At 40.0% G+C, this 16,675-nt stretch carries 11 protein-coding genes; 6 read left to right on the plus strand and 5 right to left on the minus strand.

The genetic code is table 11. The features are described from left to right. Positions 1-5: 5 nt before the first annotated feature. A complete protein-coding gene (gene lptD / locus MTF67_RS11630) occupies positions 6-2,252 on the minus strand; it encodes an LPS assembly protein LptD (protein ID WP_039038029.1) in 2,247 nt (748 codons plus the stop codon). A 112-nt stretch (positions 2,253-2,364) separates the two neighbouring features. Between lptD and MTF67_RS11635 the strand changes: the two genes are divergently transcribed. From MTF67_RS11635 to djlA, 3 genes are read left to right on the plus strand one after another with little or no spacing between them, the layout of a single operon-like run. After that, entirely contained in the window at positions 2,365-3,366 is a 1,002-nt protein-coding gene (locus tag MTF67_RS11635; protein ID WP_248519603.1) for a phosphotransferase, read from the plus strand. After that, the gene (murU, locus tag MTF67_RS11640) at positions 3,363-4,016 is read left to right on the plus strand and encodes an N-acetylmuramate alpha-1-phosphate uridylyltransferase MurU (protein WP_248519604.1); all 654 of its coding nucleotides are present in this window, start codon (positions 3,363-3,365) and stop codon (positions 4,014-4,016) included. Before MTF67_RS11635 ends, murU begins: the two co-directional genes overlap by 4 nt. Before the next feature lie 33 nt (positions 4,017-4,049). Continuing rightward, positions 4,050-4,907, plus strand: coding sequence for a co-chaperone DjlA (gene djlA / locus MTF67_RS11645; RefSeq protein ID WP_008131833.1), 858 nt, complete (start codon positions 4,050-4,052; stop codon positions 4,905-4,907). On the opposite strand, the gene MTF67_RS11650 is transcribed toward djlA, so the two are convergent. The 3 genes from MTF67_RS11650 to rapA form a co-directional block, all read right to left on the minus strand. Next, complete coding sequence (locus MTF67_RS11650) at positions 4,890-5,795, minus strand: DUF3530 family protein (protein ID WP_248519605.1); 906 nt, start codon at positions 5,793-5,795, stop codon at positions 4,890-4,892. The two genes, djlA and MTF67_RS11650, sit on opposite strands and share 18 nt — an antisense overlap. A 119-nt stretch (positions 5,796-5,914) precedes the next feature. Continuing rightward, complete coding sequence (gene rluA, locus MTF67_RS11655; protein ID WP_138739840.1) at positions 5,915-6,568, minus strand: bifunctional tRNA pseudouridine(32) synthase/23S rRNA pseudouridine(746) synthase RluA; 654 nt, start codon at positions 6,566-6,568, stop codon at positions 5,915-5,917. Positions 6,569-6,761: 193 nt separating this feature from the next. Further along, a complete protein-coding gene (gene rapA, locus MTF67_RS11660; RefSeq protein WP_248519606.1) occupies positions 6,762-9,656 on the minus strand; it encodes an RNA polymerase-associated protein RapA in 2,895 nt (964 codons plus the stop codon). Positions 9,657-9,963: 307 nt separating this feature from the next. Between rapA and MTF67_RS11665 the strand changes: the two genes are divergently transcribed. The 3 genes from MTF67_RS11665 to MTF67_RS11675 all read left to right on the plus strand — a co-directional run bounded on the left by MTF67_RS11665 (position 9,964) and on the right by MTF67_RS11675 (position 16,102). After that, positions 9,964-11,361, plus strand: coding sequence for a PhoH family protein (locus MTF67_RS11665; protein ID WP_010556594.1), 1,398 nt, complete (start codon positions 9,964-9,966; stop codon positions 11,359-11,361). A 66-nt stretch (positions 11,362-11,427) separates the two neighbouring features. Continuing rightward, entirely contained in the window at positions 11,428-15,219 is a 3,792-nt protein-coding gene (locus tag MTF67_RS11670) for a PAS domain-containing hybrid sensor histidine kinase/response regulator (RefSeq protein ID WP_248519607.1), read from the plus strand. After that, positions 15,203-16,102 (plus strand): diguanylate cyclase, encoded by a 900-nt coding sequence (locus MTF67_RS11675; RefSeq protein WP_039038281.1) that lies wholly within the window; start codon positions 15,203-15,205, stop codon positions 16,100-16,102. Before MTF67_RS11670 ends, MTF67_RS11675 begins: the two co-directional genes overlap by 17 nt. Before the next feature lie 37 nt (positions 16,103-16,139). Here the strand turns inward: MTF67_RS11675 and MTF67_RS11680 are convergent, their stop codons facing one another. Continuing rightward, positions 16,140-16,520 carry a DUF3192 domain-containing protein gene (locus tag MTF67_RS11680; RefSeq protein WP_006793212.1) on the minus strand — a complete coding sequence of 127 codons (381 nt, stop codon included), beginning with the start codon at positions 16,518-16,520 and terminating at the stop codon, positions 16,140-16,142. Between the last annotated feature and the right edge of the window lie 155 nt (positions 16,521-16,675).

Raw genomic sequence — 16,675 nt, forward strand, 5'->3', positions numbered from 1 at the left:
TGATACTAGTTATTAAGAAAATACGGTCTACGATAGCCAAAAATACCTTGTTGTAATAGTTTTTGTGCATCATAGCGGCTTTTACTTCCCAGTCCTTTTAGTACAAAATTAAAACTAATACCTGAATCAAAGGTGGCTTGCTCTGTACCTATTGACTGATTTAAATTAGTTTCGATTTGGCGGTGACCAGTAATTTGAAACGCCCAACAGCACGATTCATACTGCAATCCACTTAATATTTCGACACTTCGGTTGTTTTCAAGGTCGCGATGATAGCTTGCAATAAACTGCCATTCGTCACTTATTGGAATACTTGTAAACACACCTGTTTGCTCGATTGTATTTCCTGAGACATCATTTGCATAGCGATGGTTCAATTGCACTAGCTGATTATTATCACCTTTGTAATCTAAAGTGGCATTTGATTGAATCATTTGTTTGCTATCAGTGTTGTACTGTATACCCGCAGAAAAATACCAACGACGATGCCAATGTACCATGGTTTGCGCTGCAAATAATGCATTGTAATTGGTATCTGAGTTTAAGCTTTGCTCGGTTGGCTTGGCATCATCAGATAAATAAAATATTTGTCCGGCACTAAAGTTAAAAATCTCTTCTTGTTTTTTATCAAATAAGCGCGTTGTTGCACCGAGCGTAAACTGGTTTGCAGCGGCTATTCTATCAACACCAGAAAAGCGTGTGTCTCTGAATAAGCCGTAATAATCGTCTTGTAATTTGGTTGTATCGTATAAACCAATATCAGACTGATCCTTATTAGGCGTATATAAATACTGTATTTGCGGCTCTAGTGTTTGAATACCGTCTTGGACAAGGTAGGACGTATCGCGCTCAAAATTAAGCTGTGAATATAAACGTACTTTTGGCAAAGTACGCGATACGCTCTGCTTAAACTGTGTGCCAGATAGGTCACCTTGTTGATCGTAATTTGTTTGTAATAAGCTTACTTCAGATAAAAATGACCATGCGTATTGGTCGTAATCAAACCGTGCTTTTGGCTCAATATGAACTCGAGTTGCTTGATCTATAATTGCAGAGCTGTTGGTAAAATGGCTCAACTCACCAGACACGCTAAAATCAAAATGATCAAATTTCCATGGTGCTGTTTGTGTGAAATTAATTTGTGGGATAGCAGTGTACGACTCTAAGTGATCACCCAGTACCTCAAAGTTTTGCACTTTTATATCGGTCCGCCATGTGTCTCCTAAATGAGTCAGTACGCCGGTACGATAAAGTTGAGTGTCGGTTTTACTCGCATAACTTGATTCTAAATCAGTAATGTAGTTATCGTCGCTTACATTGGTAACGTCAACACTTGCTCGCCAATTTTCGTTTAAGTAACTTTTTTGCTGCCAATGAAACATGTAGCGCTCACCAAGCGCTGGCTCTGAGTCGTCTTTGTTTAGGTATTCTATACCCACTAGGCCTTCATGTTGCTTGGTTAAATATCTAAGCTCTGTTTTTAGTTGCAAACCCTTGTTAGCCATATAACGCGGCGTGATGGTGGCATCTAAGTTAGGCGCAATATTCCAATAATAAGGAGTAATGGTTTCTAAGCCATACTTGTCTGAACTTGAAATACTCGGGGTGAGTAATCCCGATTTACGGCGCTCGTCTAATGGAAAAGTAAAATAAGGTAAATATAAAACAGGGGTATTTAAAATTCGAAGTATGGCGTTGTGAGTTTCGCCCCAACCTTCTTCGCGAGATAAATTAATCTCGTCGGCTTCAATTTCCCAAGCTGGGGTTTCGCCCGGACAAGCAGTAAAGCTTGCATTCATCAGTACTAAGCCAGAATCATTTATAGTGAGCTTTTCAGCACCGCCTTTACCTTGTTGTTCTGTTAGCTTGTAATCAGCACCTAACAGGCTAATTTCTGAATTATTTAAATCGGCATTTAACCCTGAGCTATTTACGTTACTAACAGCATCGCGATATACAATAGGACCTGTGGCATTAAGTAAACCACGTTGCTTGTCTATCAATGCAGTTTGTGCGGACAAACTCATATTAACGGTGTTAATATCAACATTGCCGGTAAATTCGGCGCTTTGAGTACCAAGGAGTTCTACATCATCAGCTTTAATGTCAACATTACCGAGTTTTACGCCAGGTAGCGGTTGCCAAGCTCTGGTTTGCATTGAAGTGCCACAAAGTTTGTGTGTCAGTTCAGTTTCGGCAAGCGATGGTGCGCTAACTACGCTTAGCATCAAAATGCCCCAGGTTTTGCTCATTTATTGACCCTAATACTGTGTGTATAAATATAATTTATACATAATAAAGGAAAATAATGGCAAATACAGTAATTGACCTAATTAACTTAGTTAAAAATAGATATCTTATAAAATGACACGCTTTGATAATTTACAACACTTCATAACGACCCACTTTGGCAAACAGTCAGATACACTTGAGGCGATAACCGGAGATGCGAGTTTTAGGCGGTATTTTCGCTTAACAATTAATAATCAGCACTTTATTGTAATGGACTCCGATCCACAAAAGGTCAATAACGCACCGTACTTATCTTTGAATCAAGTTTTTACTGACCAGGGTTTTTTGTTACCGCATATTATTAAAAGTGATGAACAACAAGGCTTTTTTATTTTAACTGATTTAGGCAGCACACACTTAGCCGACATGCTTAATGATGCAAGTAGAACCGACTACTACACACAGTTAATAAGTTTATCAGCCAAGTGGGCACAAACGCCTGAGGCTTCAGATATGCAGGCCTATGGTAAAGACTTTATAGCGCTTGAATTGTCGATATTCAGCCAATGGTTAGTAAAAGAGTTTATTGCTGAACGCGTTGATACAAACCAACTTAAAATGTGGGAGTCGAGCTGCGATCTACTCACTCAAACCATGCTAGAACAACCCACAGTAACAGTTCATCGCGACTACCACAGCCGTAATATTATGCACAGCGATTCTCAGTGGGCAATAATTGATTACCAAGACACCGTACGCGGGCCACTTTGTTACGATTTAGTTTCGTTGTTACGCGATTGCTATTTTAAGCTCCCTAACAATGAACTCGCTCAGCTATTAGCATTTGGATATAACGAGTTTAAACGCGAAGGCTTAGTCAGTAATACTTCGTTTGAAGAGTTTAAAGTTTGGTTTGACTTAACGGGTTTACAGCGTCATTTAAAAGCCGCCGGTATATTTTGTCGCCTGTATTTGCGTGACGGTAAGACAGGTTATTTAGCTAATATTTTACCTACCCTTGAATATATTGTAGATGTTGCTGAACGCTATCCTGAACTCAATGCACTCAGTGACTGGGTTAAAAATACGATAGTGCCAAAAGTGACTAAAAGATTAGAGCAGGTAAATTTATGAAAGCCATGATTTTAGCCGCAGGGCGTGGGCAGCGCATGATGCCGCTCACTCAAGCTATGCCTAAACCTATGCTTAAAGTGCAAAATAAACCACTCATAGAGCACCATGTTAATAACTTAAAGGCCGCTGGCATTACCGACATAGTGATAAACCTTGCATGGCATGGTGATAAAATTAAAGCGTACTTTAAAGATGGCAGTGAATTTGGTGTAAATATTGTTTATAGCCAAGAAGTTGAAGGCGGCCTTGAAACCGCGGGTGGTATTATTCAAGCACTTCCTTTATTGGGAGAGTCGTTTATTGTAATAAATGGCGATGTATTTACCGATTACGATGTAAGCTCGCTTGTGCAATTACATTTACAACCAGGTGAGGCACATTTGGTGCTTATTGAAAATCCCCCACATAATCTTGATGGGGATTTTACATTGAGCCACTTATCGCCAGATAGTCAAAAATATACGTTTTCGGGTATTAGCCGTTATCAGGCTGACTTTTTTAATGGTTTAGAGCCGGGCATTCGTCCGCTTGGGCCGTTATTACGAGAAAAACTAAGTAAGCATTTAGTGTCTACCGAGCTTCATATTGGTAATTGGGATGACATAGGCACACCAGCGCGTTTAACGGCATTAAATGAGCGCTTGGCTTAAGCCGACACATAATTAATAGGAGTAGTCGTTTACATGTGGGGAAAAATACTCGGATTTTGTTTTGGCTTTATGTTTGGCAAAATTTTTGGTGCTATTTTAGGGTTATACCTTGGTCATTTATTTGATAAAAGCTTAAAAAATAATTTTGATAAGGCGGGTGGTTTTTCAAGTTTATTTAATGGTGATGATGTTCACGAGCGCCAAGCGCTATTCTTTTCAAGCTGCTTTGCAGTGATGGGGCATATTGCAAAGTCTAATGGCCGAGTAAGCGAGGTACACATTAAAGCCGCTAGCTTATTTATGGACGAAATGGGGTTGAAAGGCGAAGAACGCCGCGAAGCACAGCATGCTTTTCAAGCGGGTAAACAAAGCGACTTTTCATTGAAAGAAACCGTCTATGATTTTAAAGAACGCTTTGCTAAGCGTCATGACTTACTGCAATTATTTTTAGAAATACAAATTCAAATGGCGTTTTCTGATGGCGTTTTAGCTGAGCAAGAAAAGCAGTTATTAAGCGAAGTAAGCAAGCAGTTAGGTATTTCTAAAACTCATTTTGCGTTTGTACTTAAACGCTATCAAGCTGAATTTAACTTTAGAAAACAGCAACAGCGTTACCAACAGCAGCAAGGGCAAAGTAGCAGTTATAAAGAAGGCTCAGGGCACCATGTACCCCCCAACAATAATATGAATCGTGCGCAAGCGCTTGGGCTTTTAGGACTTAACGATGGGGCAACAGAGCGGGAAGTAAAAGTAGCGTACCGTAAGTTAATGGCGCAACATCACCCTGATAAATTAGTATCGCAAGGTTTACCAAAACATATGATGGAATTGGCGGTTAAAAAAAGCCAAGACATTCAAGCAGCCTATGAGTATTTAAAAAAGGCGGCGTAAAAAGCCGTCTATTTCTTTTGTTAGCCGAGCATGTTGTTGAGGTTGATCACGAAGCCCAAATAACTGGCGCTGGCGGTAGTCAAACTTAGCGTTTCGGTTAACCCAGCGCTGGCGATTTTTTAAGCTAATTAAAATATCACGGTTGTCGCTGGCGTAATAAATATCTAAAAGTGCAGGCGTAACAAGAGACGTTGTTTGGCTTAAGCTTTTATTGCGTTTTGCATTGGGCAGATAGCTACTTACACTAATAAACGCATCAATACGCTCTTGTGGAAAGTCTGCATAGTACTCAGTTAACACCCCTGCGCTGGTGCCTTGCGCAATCACAACGATATTTGTGGGTTCTTGCATCGCGGTTTGGTAAAGCGCTTTGTAGCGAGCAAGTAAATTTAGTTTGTAGTTATCGAGTATTTCGTCGCTGATGGCTTCAATGGCATCCACATGATGAGGCGCTTCATTTTTACTTGAAGCATTAGGCTGCTCTGACTCACTGTTGGCTTGACTCTCTGTTTCAGTGGCGGCACTTGGTGCTGTTTCTGCAGCAGGCTCAGCTATTTTACTCGCTTGCCAATCAATATCAGGGGTGGTTATCGCATAGGTGGTGTAGCCTAAATTGTTAAGCTCTTTGCGTAAGTAACTCATTCCAGCATTGTTGGTAGGGGTTGATTGCCAATCGGGAATAAGTAATACAATCCCTCTAAAATCAGCGCTCATGTATTCACTACGTAAACTTAAAAATTCAGTTTCACCTGCTAGCATTGTTTTTACTTCGTCGGTAGGTAAAAGGCGTTTAATATCGCTATTTTCAATACTTGATAAAGAAGGTGGGGCAATATGTTCTGCAGCCGTTGTACAGAGTGCTAAAAGGGCTACACAGCTAAACGCCATGTAACACAGAACCTTTTTAAATAATCGCAAAAACACCATAACACGCTCAACCAGTCGTCATTAGTTAGGTATCGGCATGCTTGTTTAAAAGTTTAATTTTTCCTAAGTAATTGAGCCCATTAAAACTCGGGTTCTGCTTCAAAGGTCATTACTTGTTCGGTGACTGGGTGTTTTAGTTGCAACATTTGTGCGTGAAGTTGTAAACGCGGTGCGGCTGCAAGTGCCTCTTTATGAGCATAGAGTCGGTCACCTAAAATAGGGTGGCCAAGGCTTAGCATGTGTACGCGCAATTGATGTGAACGCCCCGTAATTGGAGTGAGCTCTACGCGTGTGGCGTTTTCCTCTCGTTCAAGTACTTTGAAATGAGTGAGTGATGGCTTGCCATTTTCATGATCTACCATTTGCTTTGGGCGATTAGGCCAGTCGCAAATAAGGGGTAAATCAACCGAGCCATTGTCTTGTTCAAGCTTACCAAAAACGCGAGCTATATAACGCTTAGCGGTTTCGCGATCTTGAAATTGCATGCTTAAATGTCGGTGTGCAGCTTTATTCATAGCAAGGCAGAGTATGCCAGACGTTGCCATATCAAGACGATGAACAATTCGTGCGGTTGGAAACACGCGATTAACGCGGTTAATTAAGCTGTCGGCATGCTTAGGATCTTTACCCGGTACTGTCAATAATTCGCTGGGTTTATTAACAATGAGTAAGTCGTCGTCTTGAAAAAGTATGGTTAAATACGGGTTCATTGGGGGATTGTAATTAACTAACACGGCCGACCTTAATGATTTTGAAGGACGCTATTTTAGGGTAGCAAGGGCAAAGGCTCAAGGAAAACATTGATAGCCTGTACGAAGGCTTCTAATTTATATACTTTTTTGAATATAAAAAAGCGCGGTATAAATACCACGCTTTACTTAGCTGCTGTTGTTTGCAATTTTTACTAACAACTAAAAGCCCAAAATCCTAGTGAGAAACCACGATTAAGCGAATTGCATCTAGTTGTAACTGCGCCTTTTCAATGTGTGCAGTTAGCTCGGTGCGTTGCTTATCGTAAAAGGTAATTTCTTCTTGGCGAATATTAGGGTTAATTTGCTTAAGAGCGCTTAATCGTTCTTGTTCTTCGCTAAGAGACGTTTGCATTTTAGCTAGCGACTGTGCACGAATAACGTCGAGTTTTTCTTGTGCCATGTCTTTTGCAGTTGTGATCATAGGGTGAATTGCGCTTTGTAGCGCACCCGCAAGTTTACTTGCTGTTTGACGACCAACGGCTGAAAGCTGTTGGTTAAACCCGTCAAATGCGACGTTTTCGCCTAAGTTATTACTGGCTTTATCAAGCAATATACGAATAGGCGTTGGCGGTAAAAAGCGGCCCACTTGTAATGCTTTAGGCGCCATTGCTTCGGCTACAAAAATAAGCTCAACAAAAAAGGTGCCCGCAGGGAGTTTTTTGTTTTTGAGTAAAGCAACCGATGCGCTACCAAAGTCATCATCACAAATCATATCCATCGTGCCTTGCACCATTGGATGATCCCAACTGATAAAATGTACATCTTCTTGTGAAAGTGCAGTATCACGGTCAAATGTCACTGTCATGCCGTCATCTTTAAGCGATGGAAATGACGCGCTTAACATATGCTCTGTAGGCTTTAATATAATTGTATTTTCGCCTTTGTCTTCTTGGCTTACACCAAAGGTGTCGAACACGTTAATCATGTAGCTGGGCAGCTCAAACTGGTTGTCGAGCTTTTCAATATCAGCAACTAATGAGTCGGCGGCGCCTTGTCCCGATGAGTGCAGTTCTAATAAACGATCTCGTCCACTTTCCATTTTTTTACGTAGCACAGTATTTTGCTGAGCTACTTGCTCAAGGAGTGGGTCAAGTTCGTCTTCATCACAGTTATGGGCTGAAATAAACTCGAGTAAGTCATCACGAAATTCTTTATACAATAGCTGGCCAGTCGTTGATGTGGTTTCAAACGCATCAAGGCCTTCGTTGTACCAACGCAGTAACACTTCTTGCGCCGTGGTTTCAAAGTATGGCACGTGAATGTTTACATCTTGTGTTTGCCCAATACGGTCTAATCGGCCGATACGTTGTTCTAGTAAATCTGGGTTTAATGGTAAATCAAATAACACTAGGTGATGTGAGAACTGAAAGTTACGACCTTCTGAGCCAATTTCTGAACACAATAATATTTGTGCGTTATCGTATTCGTCTGCAAAAAAGGCGGCCGCGCGGTCACGCTCTATAATCGACATACCTTCGTGGAATACCGAGGCTTTAATCGCTTCACGTTCACGCAGTATTTGTTCAAGGCTAATAGCCGTTTCGGCTTTGGCACAAATAAGAAGTACTTTTTCGTGTTTAAGTGTTTTAAGTGTTTCGATTAACCAATCTACGCGAGGGTCAAAGGCGCCCCAGCTTGCGCTTTCACCTTCAAACTCTTGGAATATTTTTTCAGGAAAAAGAGCACGATGCGCGCTCAGCTCAGCGTTTTGAATACCACTCATGTTACCTAATACCGACATGGCCGTTTTGTATTGCTTTGGTAATGCCATTGGATAGGCATGCAATTTACGACTTGGGTAGCCATCAATGCCACTGCGGCTATTTCTGAACAATATACGGCCAGTACCGTGTCTGTCGAGTAGCATGTTAAGTATTTCTTTACGCGCTGGTAAATCACCTTGCTGCGCTTTTTCAAGAATGACGGTAATGTCGGTTTCTTTTAATAGCTCAATTAGCGTTGTTTTTGCATTGTCGTCAAGAGCTTGCTCTTGCAATAACTGGTTTGCCGCTTGCGCTACATCTTTGTAATTGGCTTCTTCTTCTTTGAATACGTCGTAGTCGTAAAAACGGTCTGGGTCGAGCAATTGTAAACGCGCAAAGTGACTGCTATGGCCTAGTTGATCAGGCGTTGCTGTAAGTAAAATAAGGCCCGGAATATCTTGGCTTAGCTCAGCCATGCGTTGATATTCAGTACTTGGTTTACCGTTATTAATGCTTAAGTGGTGCGCTTCATCAACAACTAATAGATCCCAATCAGCCAATGTGGCTTGTTCAAACCAGCGCTTTTTCTTGGTTAAAAACTCAAGGCTAGTAAGGACTAGCTGCTCTGTATCAAATACATTTGGCGAGTCGGCAAAGGCTTCGTCGCAACGCTCTTCATCAAAAATAGAAAAACGTAAGTTAAAGCGGCGTAGCATTTCGACTAACCACTGGTGCTGAAGGTTTTCAGGTACAACAATAAGTACACGGCTGGCGCGACCACTAATAATTTGCTGATGCAGTATCATGCCTGCTTCAATGGTTTTACCTAAGCCTACTTCGTCAGATAATAATACGCGTGGTGCAAAACGTTTACCCACTTCTTGGGCAATGTAAAGCTGATGCGGAATAAGGTTAGCGCGTTGACCAATCAATCCTTTTATAGGTGATTGTTCGCGTTCAAATTTATGTTGCCATGTTTGGTAACGAAGCGTGTAACGATCAAAACGCTCTACCTGGCCGGCAAATAAACGGTCTTGTGGCTTATTAAATTTTATAAAATGATCTAAAAAGGTTTCTTTTAACTTTGCTTCTTCGCCGTTATCAACACGGGTGCCCACATAGCAAAGTAACTCACCTTGTACTTCAATAGATTCGACTTCTAATTCCCATTCTTCAACGCTTTTGATCACATCGCCTGGATTAAATGCCACACGGGTAACAGGTGCTTCTGCTGTAGAGTAAACACGGTTTTCACCACTGGCTGGAAATAATATGCTGACCTGGCGGCCTTCAATGGCAACAACGGTGCCTAATCCTAAATCTGACTCTGTATCACTGATCCAACGCTGACCTAAGGAAAAATTCATGTATGTCTCGTCTATGATGAAAAGGGCGGCTATGTTACCTGTAAGCTAACACCACTGCAAGGCGCTATTTAGCTCACTTTTAATTAATTTTATAAGTGTTAATTATAAAGAATAAAACCGCCATTTTTTAACCTATTAAAAAGGTAAATAAAAACTAAATTCAGGTTGTAATAAAACGGACTTTTATGACAAATAGACTAAACTTTCAATATGCCTTGGCAATTAAGTATTGCAGGTTTTGATTTTTGCCCGTTTTACTTAGTTATTTTGGTATAGCATAAAAATCATAAAACGTAAGGAAAGTGCTATGGAAAAAGCTTCGAACCTTGAAAGTAAAATGTATGTGCTAGACACCAACGTACTCCTCCACGAGCCCCTCGCTTATTTGTCTTTTCAAGAACATAACGTGGTTATTCCGATGACCGTACTTGAAGAGCTTGATCATATTAAAGATAGAAAACACGATGTAAGCCGCGATGCCCGCGTTGCAATTCGTGGTTTAGATGAGGTACTCAAAAACGCAACCCCTGAACAAATGCTACAAGGTGTAGCCTTACCCAGTAATAAAAAAGCAAAGTCGAGCTCTGCCGGTACGCTCATTATTGTTAACGATCATTTATTCGCAGATTCAATTTCGGGTTTGCCAGGTAATGAAAACGATCATCGAATTATTAACTGTGCTGTATATTTACAAAAGCAGCATAGCGATTCAAAAGTAATATTGGTTACCAAAGATATAAACATGCGCTTAAAAGCTAAAGGCGCAGGGCTTAAATATGTAGAGGATTACCGAACAGATCAGCTTATTGATGATATTAATTTGCTCACTAGCGGTTATAAAAAAGTAGAGGGTGATTTTTGGGGACATGTAGGGCAATGTAATACAGAGCAGCACGGGCGAGATACGTTTCATCATGTGCCTAAAAATTTAATACCCGATGTATTTTGTAATGAGTATTTACTTGACGAGAGTAATCACTTTGCAGCTAGGGTAAAGTCGTTTGATGATAAGCACATTACTATAAAAGATATTAGTGTTGAGCGGTTAATGCATCATCATGCATGGGGCGTTAAGCCCAAAAATATTTATCAGGGTATGGCGCTTGATGCATTACTTGATACTAGCATTGAACTGGTGATTTTAACGGGCCCCGCTGGATGTGGGAAAACGTTATTAGCGCTTGCCTGTGCACTTGAGTTGGTTATAGAAAAAGGTATTTACGATAAAGTGCTTGTGACCCGAAATACCCCTGAAATTGCAGAGTCTATTGGTTTTTTACCCGGTACGGAAGAGGAAAAAATGGCGCCGTGGCTCGCTGCTATTACCGATACGCTAGAAGTACTCCATAAAGGTGACGAGAACCCAATATCGAGCCGAAATTACATCATGGAAAAGGCCAATGTACAGTTTAAGTCGGTTAATTTTATGCGTGGGCGCAGTATTCAAAATGCGGTGGTAATTTTAGATGAAAGTCAAAATTTAACAGCGTCTCAACTTAAAACCATTATTACTCGTTGCGGAGAAGGCACCAAGCTCATTTGCACCGGTAATTTAGCGCAAATAGACAGTAATTATTTAACGCCAGTAACATCAGGGTTAACCTACATAGTGGAGCGTTTTAAAAACTTTGAAGGCAGTGCAACTATAAATCTTAATGGTGTTGTAAGGAGTCGGTTGGCTTCATTTGCAGAAGAGAATTTATAACTTGCGCTTAACTATTTGGCTCGATAGTCTAATGATTGATTTTCGGGCCAAATGGCAGACTGCACGTTGAATTTTTTACCTCTCAAACATTATTATCGCTCTTTAATTGTTGCCCTGTTGGTGCCTTTAATCGTTGCTTTTTTACTGTGTTTACATCTTTACAATATCAAGCTTGAGCGCACAGTAGAAAAACGTGACGCTGATTTTCTTAATATATCCGCCCAAATAAATCATGGCATGCAATCAATCAGTGATTTAATGGCTAATATGCTTAACTTATACGAGCAGCCTGCACTGAGTCTTGCTAATCGTAATTTATTTGAAGGTATTAATCAGTATGAAGGTTATTACTATCGCCATTTTACTCAACAAGGCACCGAGATTGTAGGTAAAGGGGATTTTAATCTTTCACCAAATGAACTTTCAAAGTGGCAACAGTTAGTTAAATTAGGTCCTTCGTTTAATACAACTCTGGCACTTATGCAGTCGCTTAGCGCCGTTGCGTATGTTGATGAAAATGGCGCTGCATTTGTAGCGAGGCGTAATAAGAGCAAGAGTTTATTACTAACAGAGATTCTTGAAGGGCGATTTAAACCAGACTTTTCAGGCAGCCTTTTATCTTCAAGCCCGATTGTAAATATAGACGGGAAGGCTTACTACTCAATCGGACGCCAGCGAGAACTTGGCTCGCGTGATTATATTATCGTTATTTACGATGTGGAGGTTATTTCTGCCTGGCTAAAAAAAGTTACGCCAAATCAGGGAGAATATATATTTGTTAATCGGTTTGATCAGGTTGTTGCAAGCACAAAAAATGCAATAGCTGAGGGGATCACACTTAAAGAATACTGGCCTGAAATGGCGGCATCACAACAAAAATTAACGGTGTTAACCAGTGGCACAAACTTTTTTATGCAGCCAAAAAGCAACCTCCCAATACATGCTGCATTTTATGAGTCTAAATCCGGTTTTGTAAATGTTATTCGGTATGAAATTTTACTCGAGTTTACATTTTTAACGCTGTTTCTAAGTTTAATGTTTTGTGTGTTCTTTTGGTTAAGTCAGCGCATATTTTTAAAACCTATGACACATCTCATGCATTACTTAGAGCAAAGCAATAACGACAACAGCAAAGAGTCTAATTATCAAATCCCTATTAATTGGCAGCCATGGTTCACTAAAATAAAACTAGTATTTGCTAAAAACAGACAACTAGTCGATTCGCTGCAAGATGTAAACCGAGAGCTTGACGAAAAGCTGCAATTGCAATCAGAAAAACTAACACGCAGTTATCAAGCTAAAGAGCGACATTTAGCTTTACTAAACACAATGTTAAACAGTGTTCCTGATTTTATATATTTTAAGAATATTGATGGGTCTTTTTTAGGGTGCAACAAGGCATTTGAAGCGTACATTGGGTGCGATCAAAGCGCGCTAGTGGGTAGGCGTATACAAGATATAACTGACGAATACGAACAAATAAGTATTCTTGAAAAACAGGTTTTACAAAATCGCAGTAATGTTCAGCAACGCGTTGATACAGATGATAAGTCTTACCAACTGACGATTGCGCCTTTTTACAATGAGCAGCAGCACTTGTTAGGCACAATGGGGATCGGTAGAGATATAACAGAACAGCAGCAAACTTTACATGCACTAAAAGCGTCTGAGTCTAAATTTAGAAGTGCTATTGAATTTGCTGCAAACGGTGTTGTGCTTCTTTCGCTTGATCAGACTATATTGCAGGTAAACAAAGCAGCAAGAAAACTATTTACTGAGCAAGATGTGTTGGTAGGTGAGCAACTTAAACTACTATTTGATGATAGTCAGTGGCAAGAAATTAAAACAAGATTAGCTCAGCTGCTTGATGATAAGAAAGAGGTTTATCATTTAACATTAGCACGAGGAAATTTGACTAGCTGGCTTCAACTCAGTGTATCGCTCGTGTGGGATGAAAAGCGAGATCCTTCGTATTATGTTATCCACTTACAAGATGTGAGTGCATTAACTAAAGCTAAGCACAATGCTGAGCGCGCAACCCTTGCTAAAAGTCGCTTTATTGCTAACTTAAGTCATGAAATACGTACCCCTTTGAATGCGGTGTTAGGTTTGCTTGACATGCTTATAGAGCAAGGGCTTACGCAAAGACAAATTCAGCAAACAGATCAAGCTAAGCAAGCTGCGCAAAGTTTACTCTTAATGCTCAACCGCATGCTCGATTTTGCCAGAGTTGAAAGCGCACAGGCTGAGTTAAAACTAGCCCCATTTACGGTTGTGGAGCTTGTTGATATTTGCGATAGCTTAACAGGGCCCTTGTGTGAGCAAAAAGGGGTTGAATTTATTATTGATGTTGACCCTTTAATTGCACCTAGTTTGATTTGCGATAGCATAAGACTACAGCAGGTGTTGGGTAATTTATTAACTAATGCTGTTAAGTTTACTCACAATGGCAGTATTACCTTAAAAATGGAGCTAATTGAGGGAGATAGTACCGAGCAAGCGATCTGTTTTAGTGTAAAAGATACTGGCAGCGGGATTAATGAGGCTGACCAATTACGTTTATTTGATGCCTTTACACAAGGCGATGAATCATCAACACGCGCCCATCAAGGTGTAGGGTTAGGGTTGGCTATTGTAAAACATGCTGTATCGCTCATGGGCGGCGAGATAGCCGTAAACAGTGAAAAAGGCCTTGGTTGTGAGTTTTATTTCAGTATTAGTTTACAGGTAGACGATACAAAAAATCAGCTGTTGCCTGTTGATGCTCTGGCTATTATATCCCAGCGAAGCCGAGCTTTAAAACGCGCTGTAGCAGCCTATTCAGAGTTAACCAGTATTGATTTAGATGAAGCATTGAATTACCCAATCAAACTTTCGGGACGTAATCAGCTTATTGTTGATGAAGCTGATTTACCTGAACTATTAAGTGTAAAAGCAATAAATGACTCGCTTACTTCACACACTGTATCGGTCATTATCGTTAATCATCAGCTAACCTTTAGTTCATCTATGAGTAAAGGCTTATTAGCTCAGCATGTTAAAGCATCTGCACTTGGACAGCGATTATTTGATTTAAGTAGTGGTTTTGCATTAAAGCAAATTGCAAGTGACGCTAATATACAGGCACAGCAACCGAGTAGAGAGGTGTCAGGTTTACTGATCTTGGCAATTGATGATAATAAACTAAACTTAGAAATTATAAGTAGTGTTTTAGAAAAAGCTGATGTAAATGTTGTAACCTCAACCAATGCATCTGATGGTATGGAGCTGCTACAAGTTTTAAAACCAGATCTGATTTTAATGGATGTGCAAATGCCGCATATAGATGGTTGTCAAGCTACTACTTTGATTCGTCAACAGTTTGACGATAAGCAATTGCCTATATTTGCATTGACAGCGCATTGTGAACCTGCGGATATAGAGCGTTCGTTAAAATGCGGTATGAATAAACATTTAACAAAGCCCGTTGTAGCAAAAGTACTACTTGATGCTATTGCAGATATGCAGATCACTAAAACGGTATTTTTTGATAGGGCATTTGCCTTAGCTCAATTTAGCGCTGATGAGGCGTTACTTAATACTATGATTGATAAATTTGCTAGCCTATGTGAGACCCAATTACAACAAATTGACGAATGTACCGTTAAAGGTGAATTGGTACGTTTAGTGCATAGTATCAAAGGAGTATCGGGTAACTTGGGTTTTAAGCGGTTATCGTCTTGTGCGCTTCAGTGCGAACAAAGTCTTAAAGCAACCAATGACCCTGAAGATCAAATCATAAAAGAGCTTATTATGCAGTTGAAGCAGGTTATTGTATTTATTAGAGGTTTGGAGGCGGTGGATGTCAAAAAAAGCTAAAGTGCTTGTAGTTGACGATGATCCACTTAACAGATTAGTGCTTGAAAAAACGTTGTGTGAAGAGCATGACGTGTTTTTAGCTAAAAGTGCAGAAGAGGCACTCGCTTTTGTAAGAACTACGCAGTTTGATTTGATTTTGCTTGATATTGTAATGCCCGTTATGAACGGCTTTGAACTTATTGTTAAGTTAAAAGAAAATCCTATTACCCAGGCTATTCCAGTTATTTTTATTTCTGCTAATCAAGAGCATGCTGATGAATCAAAAGGATTAGAGCTAGGCGCGATGGACTATATTACTAAGCCATTCAGTGCTTCTATTGTTAGAGTGCGAGTACGAAATCAATTACTGATAAAACAAAAAAACGATTTACTTGAAATGTTAGCGTCCATAGATGGATTAACCGAAATACCCAACAGACGCTACCTTGATGAAAATTTGTCTCGAGAGTGGCGAAGAAGTAAACGAGGGGGCTCGGTGCTATCTGTACTGCTAATGGATATAGATTACTTTAAACGATACAACGACACATACGGTCACAGAGCCGGTGATGAATGTTTAAAAAAAGTAGCACAATCTTTATTGGCACAATGTAAACGTGGAAGTGACTTTATTGCCCGCTACGGTGGGGAAGAGTTTGCGGCTATTTTACCTGATGTATCTAAAGAGGAAGCAATTACGTTTGCAAATAAGCTCAGAGATGCAGTAAACAAATTAAATATAGAGCACAAAACATCGTTAAATGCACAATGCATAACTATCAGTATTGGCGTTGCAACCATGGAAGATGGCCGCTCAACCTCAGAGCATTCATTATTAGAAGAAGCTGACTTAGGGTTGTATGAAGCAAAAGAGGCTGGCCGTAATAGAGTGGTCGCTCACTAATAAAATAGGCCAGTAACGTTACTGGCCTTTTTGTATTTTAGTGGCTAACCATATTTAATGCGCTGTCACCAATACCGACAAGTTTATCGTTTTTGAATACAAGTGGCGTACACTCATCTTTAGTCATTTTACCATCAGAATGAATGCTATGAGTTGCATAAAATAAAACTTGATACACATCATCCCCTTTTTTTAGTAACTCGGTAAAATTAGGGGTTTTAAGTGTTGTTAATACCGACTGGTAGCTGCTATCCATTTTTAATTCAGAAATCGCTTCGCGATTATTTTTGTGCTTAGTTTGCCAGCTAGTTGAGTCATTACCTGCCCAGTGCGTTTCTGCTTCACCATCAGATACGGCGATAACACAACCCGTTAAAAATGGAGTAATAAGTGCCGCTGCTAGTAGAGATTTATTCATTTTTGTATGTACCTTAATCATTTTTACTTAATTATTAATGATAGTAACGCAAAGTATACGCCAAGTTTAAATTTTATTTATAATCAATTGCTTACCTTGTGTGGGGTATTTCGTTAATTTTAAAAAATAAAAAAATTGGTAAAAACAGCCACTTT

The organism is Pseudoalteromonas sp. 2CM32C, assembly GCF_023161925.1.
Taxonomy (GTDB): Bacteria; Pseudomonadota; Gammaproteobacteria; order Enterobacterales; family Alteromonadaceae; genus Pseudoalteromonas; species Pseudoalteromonas marina.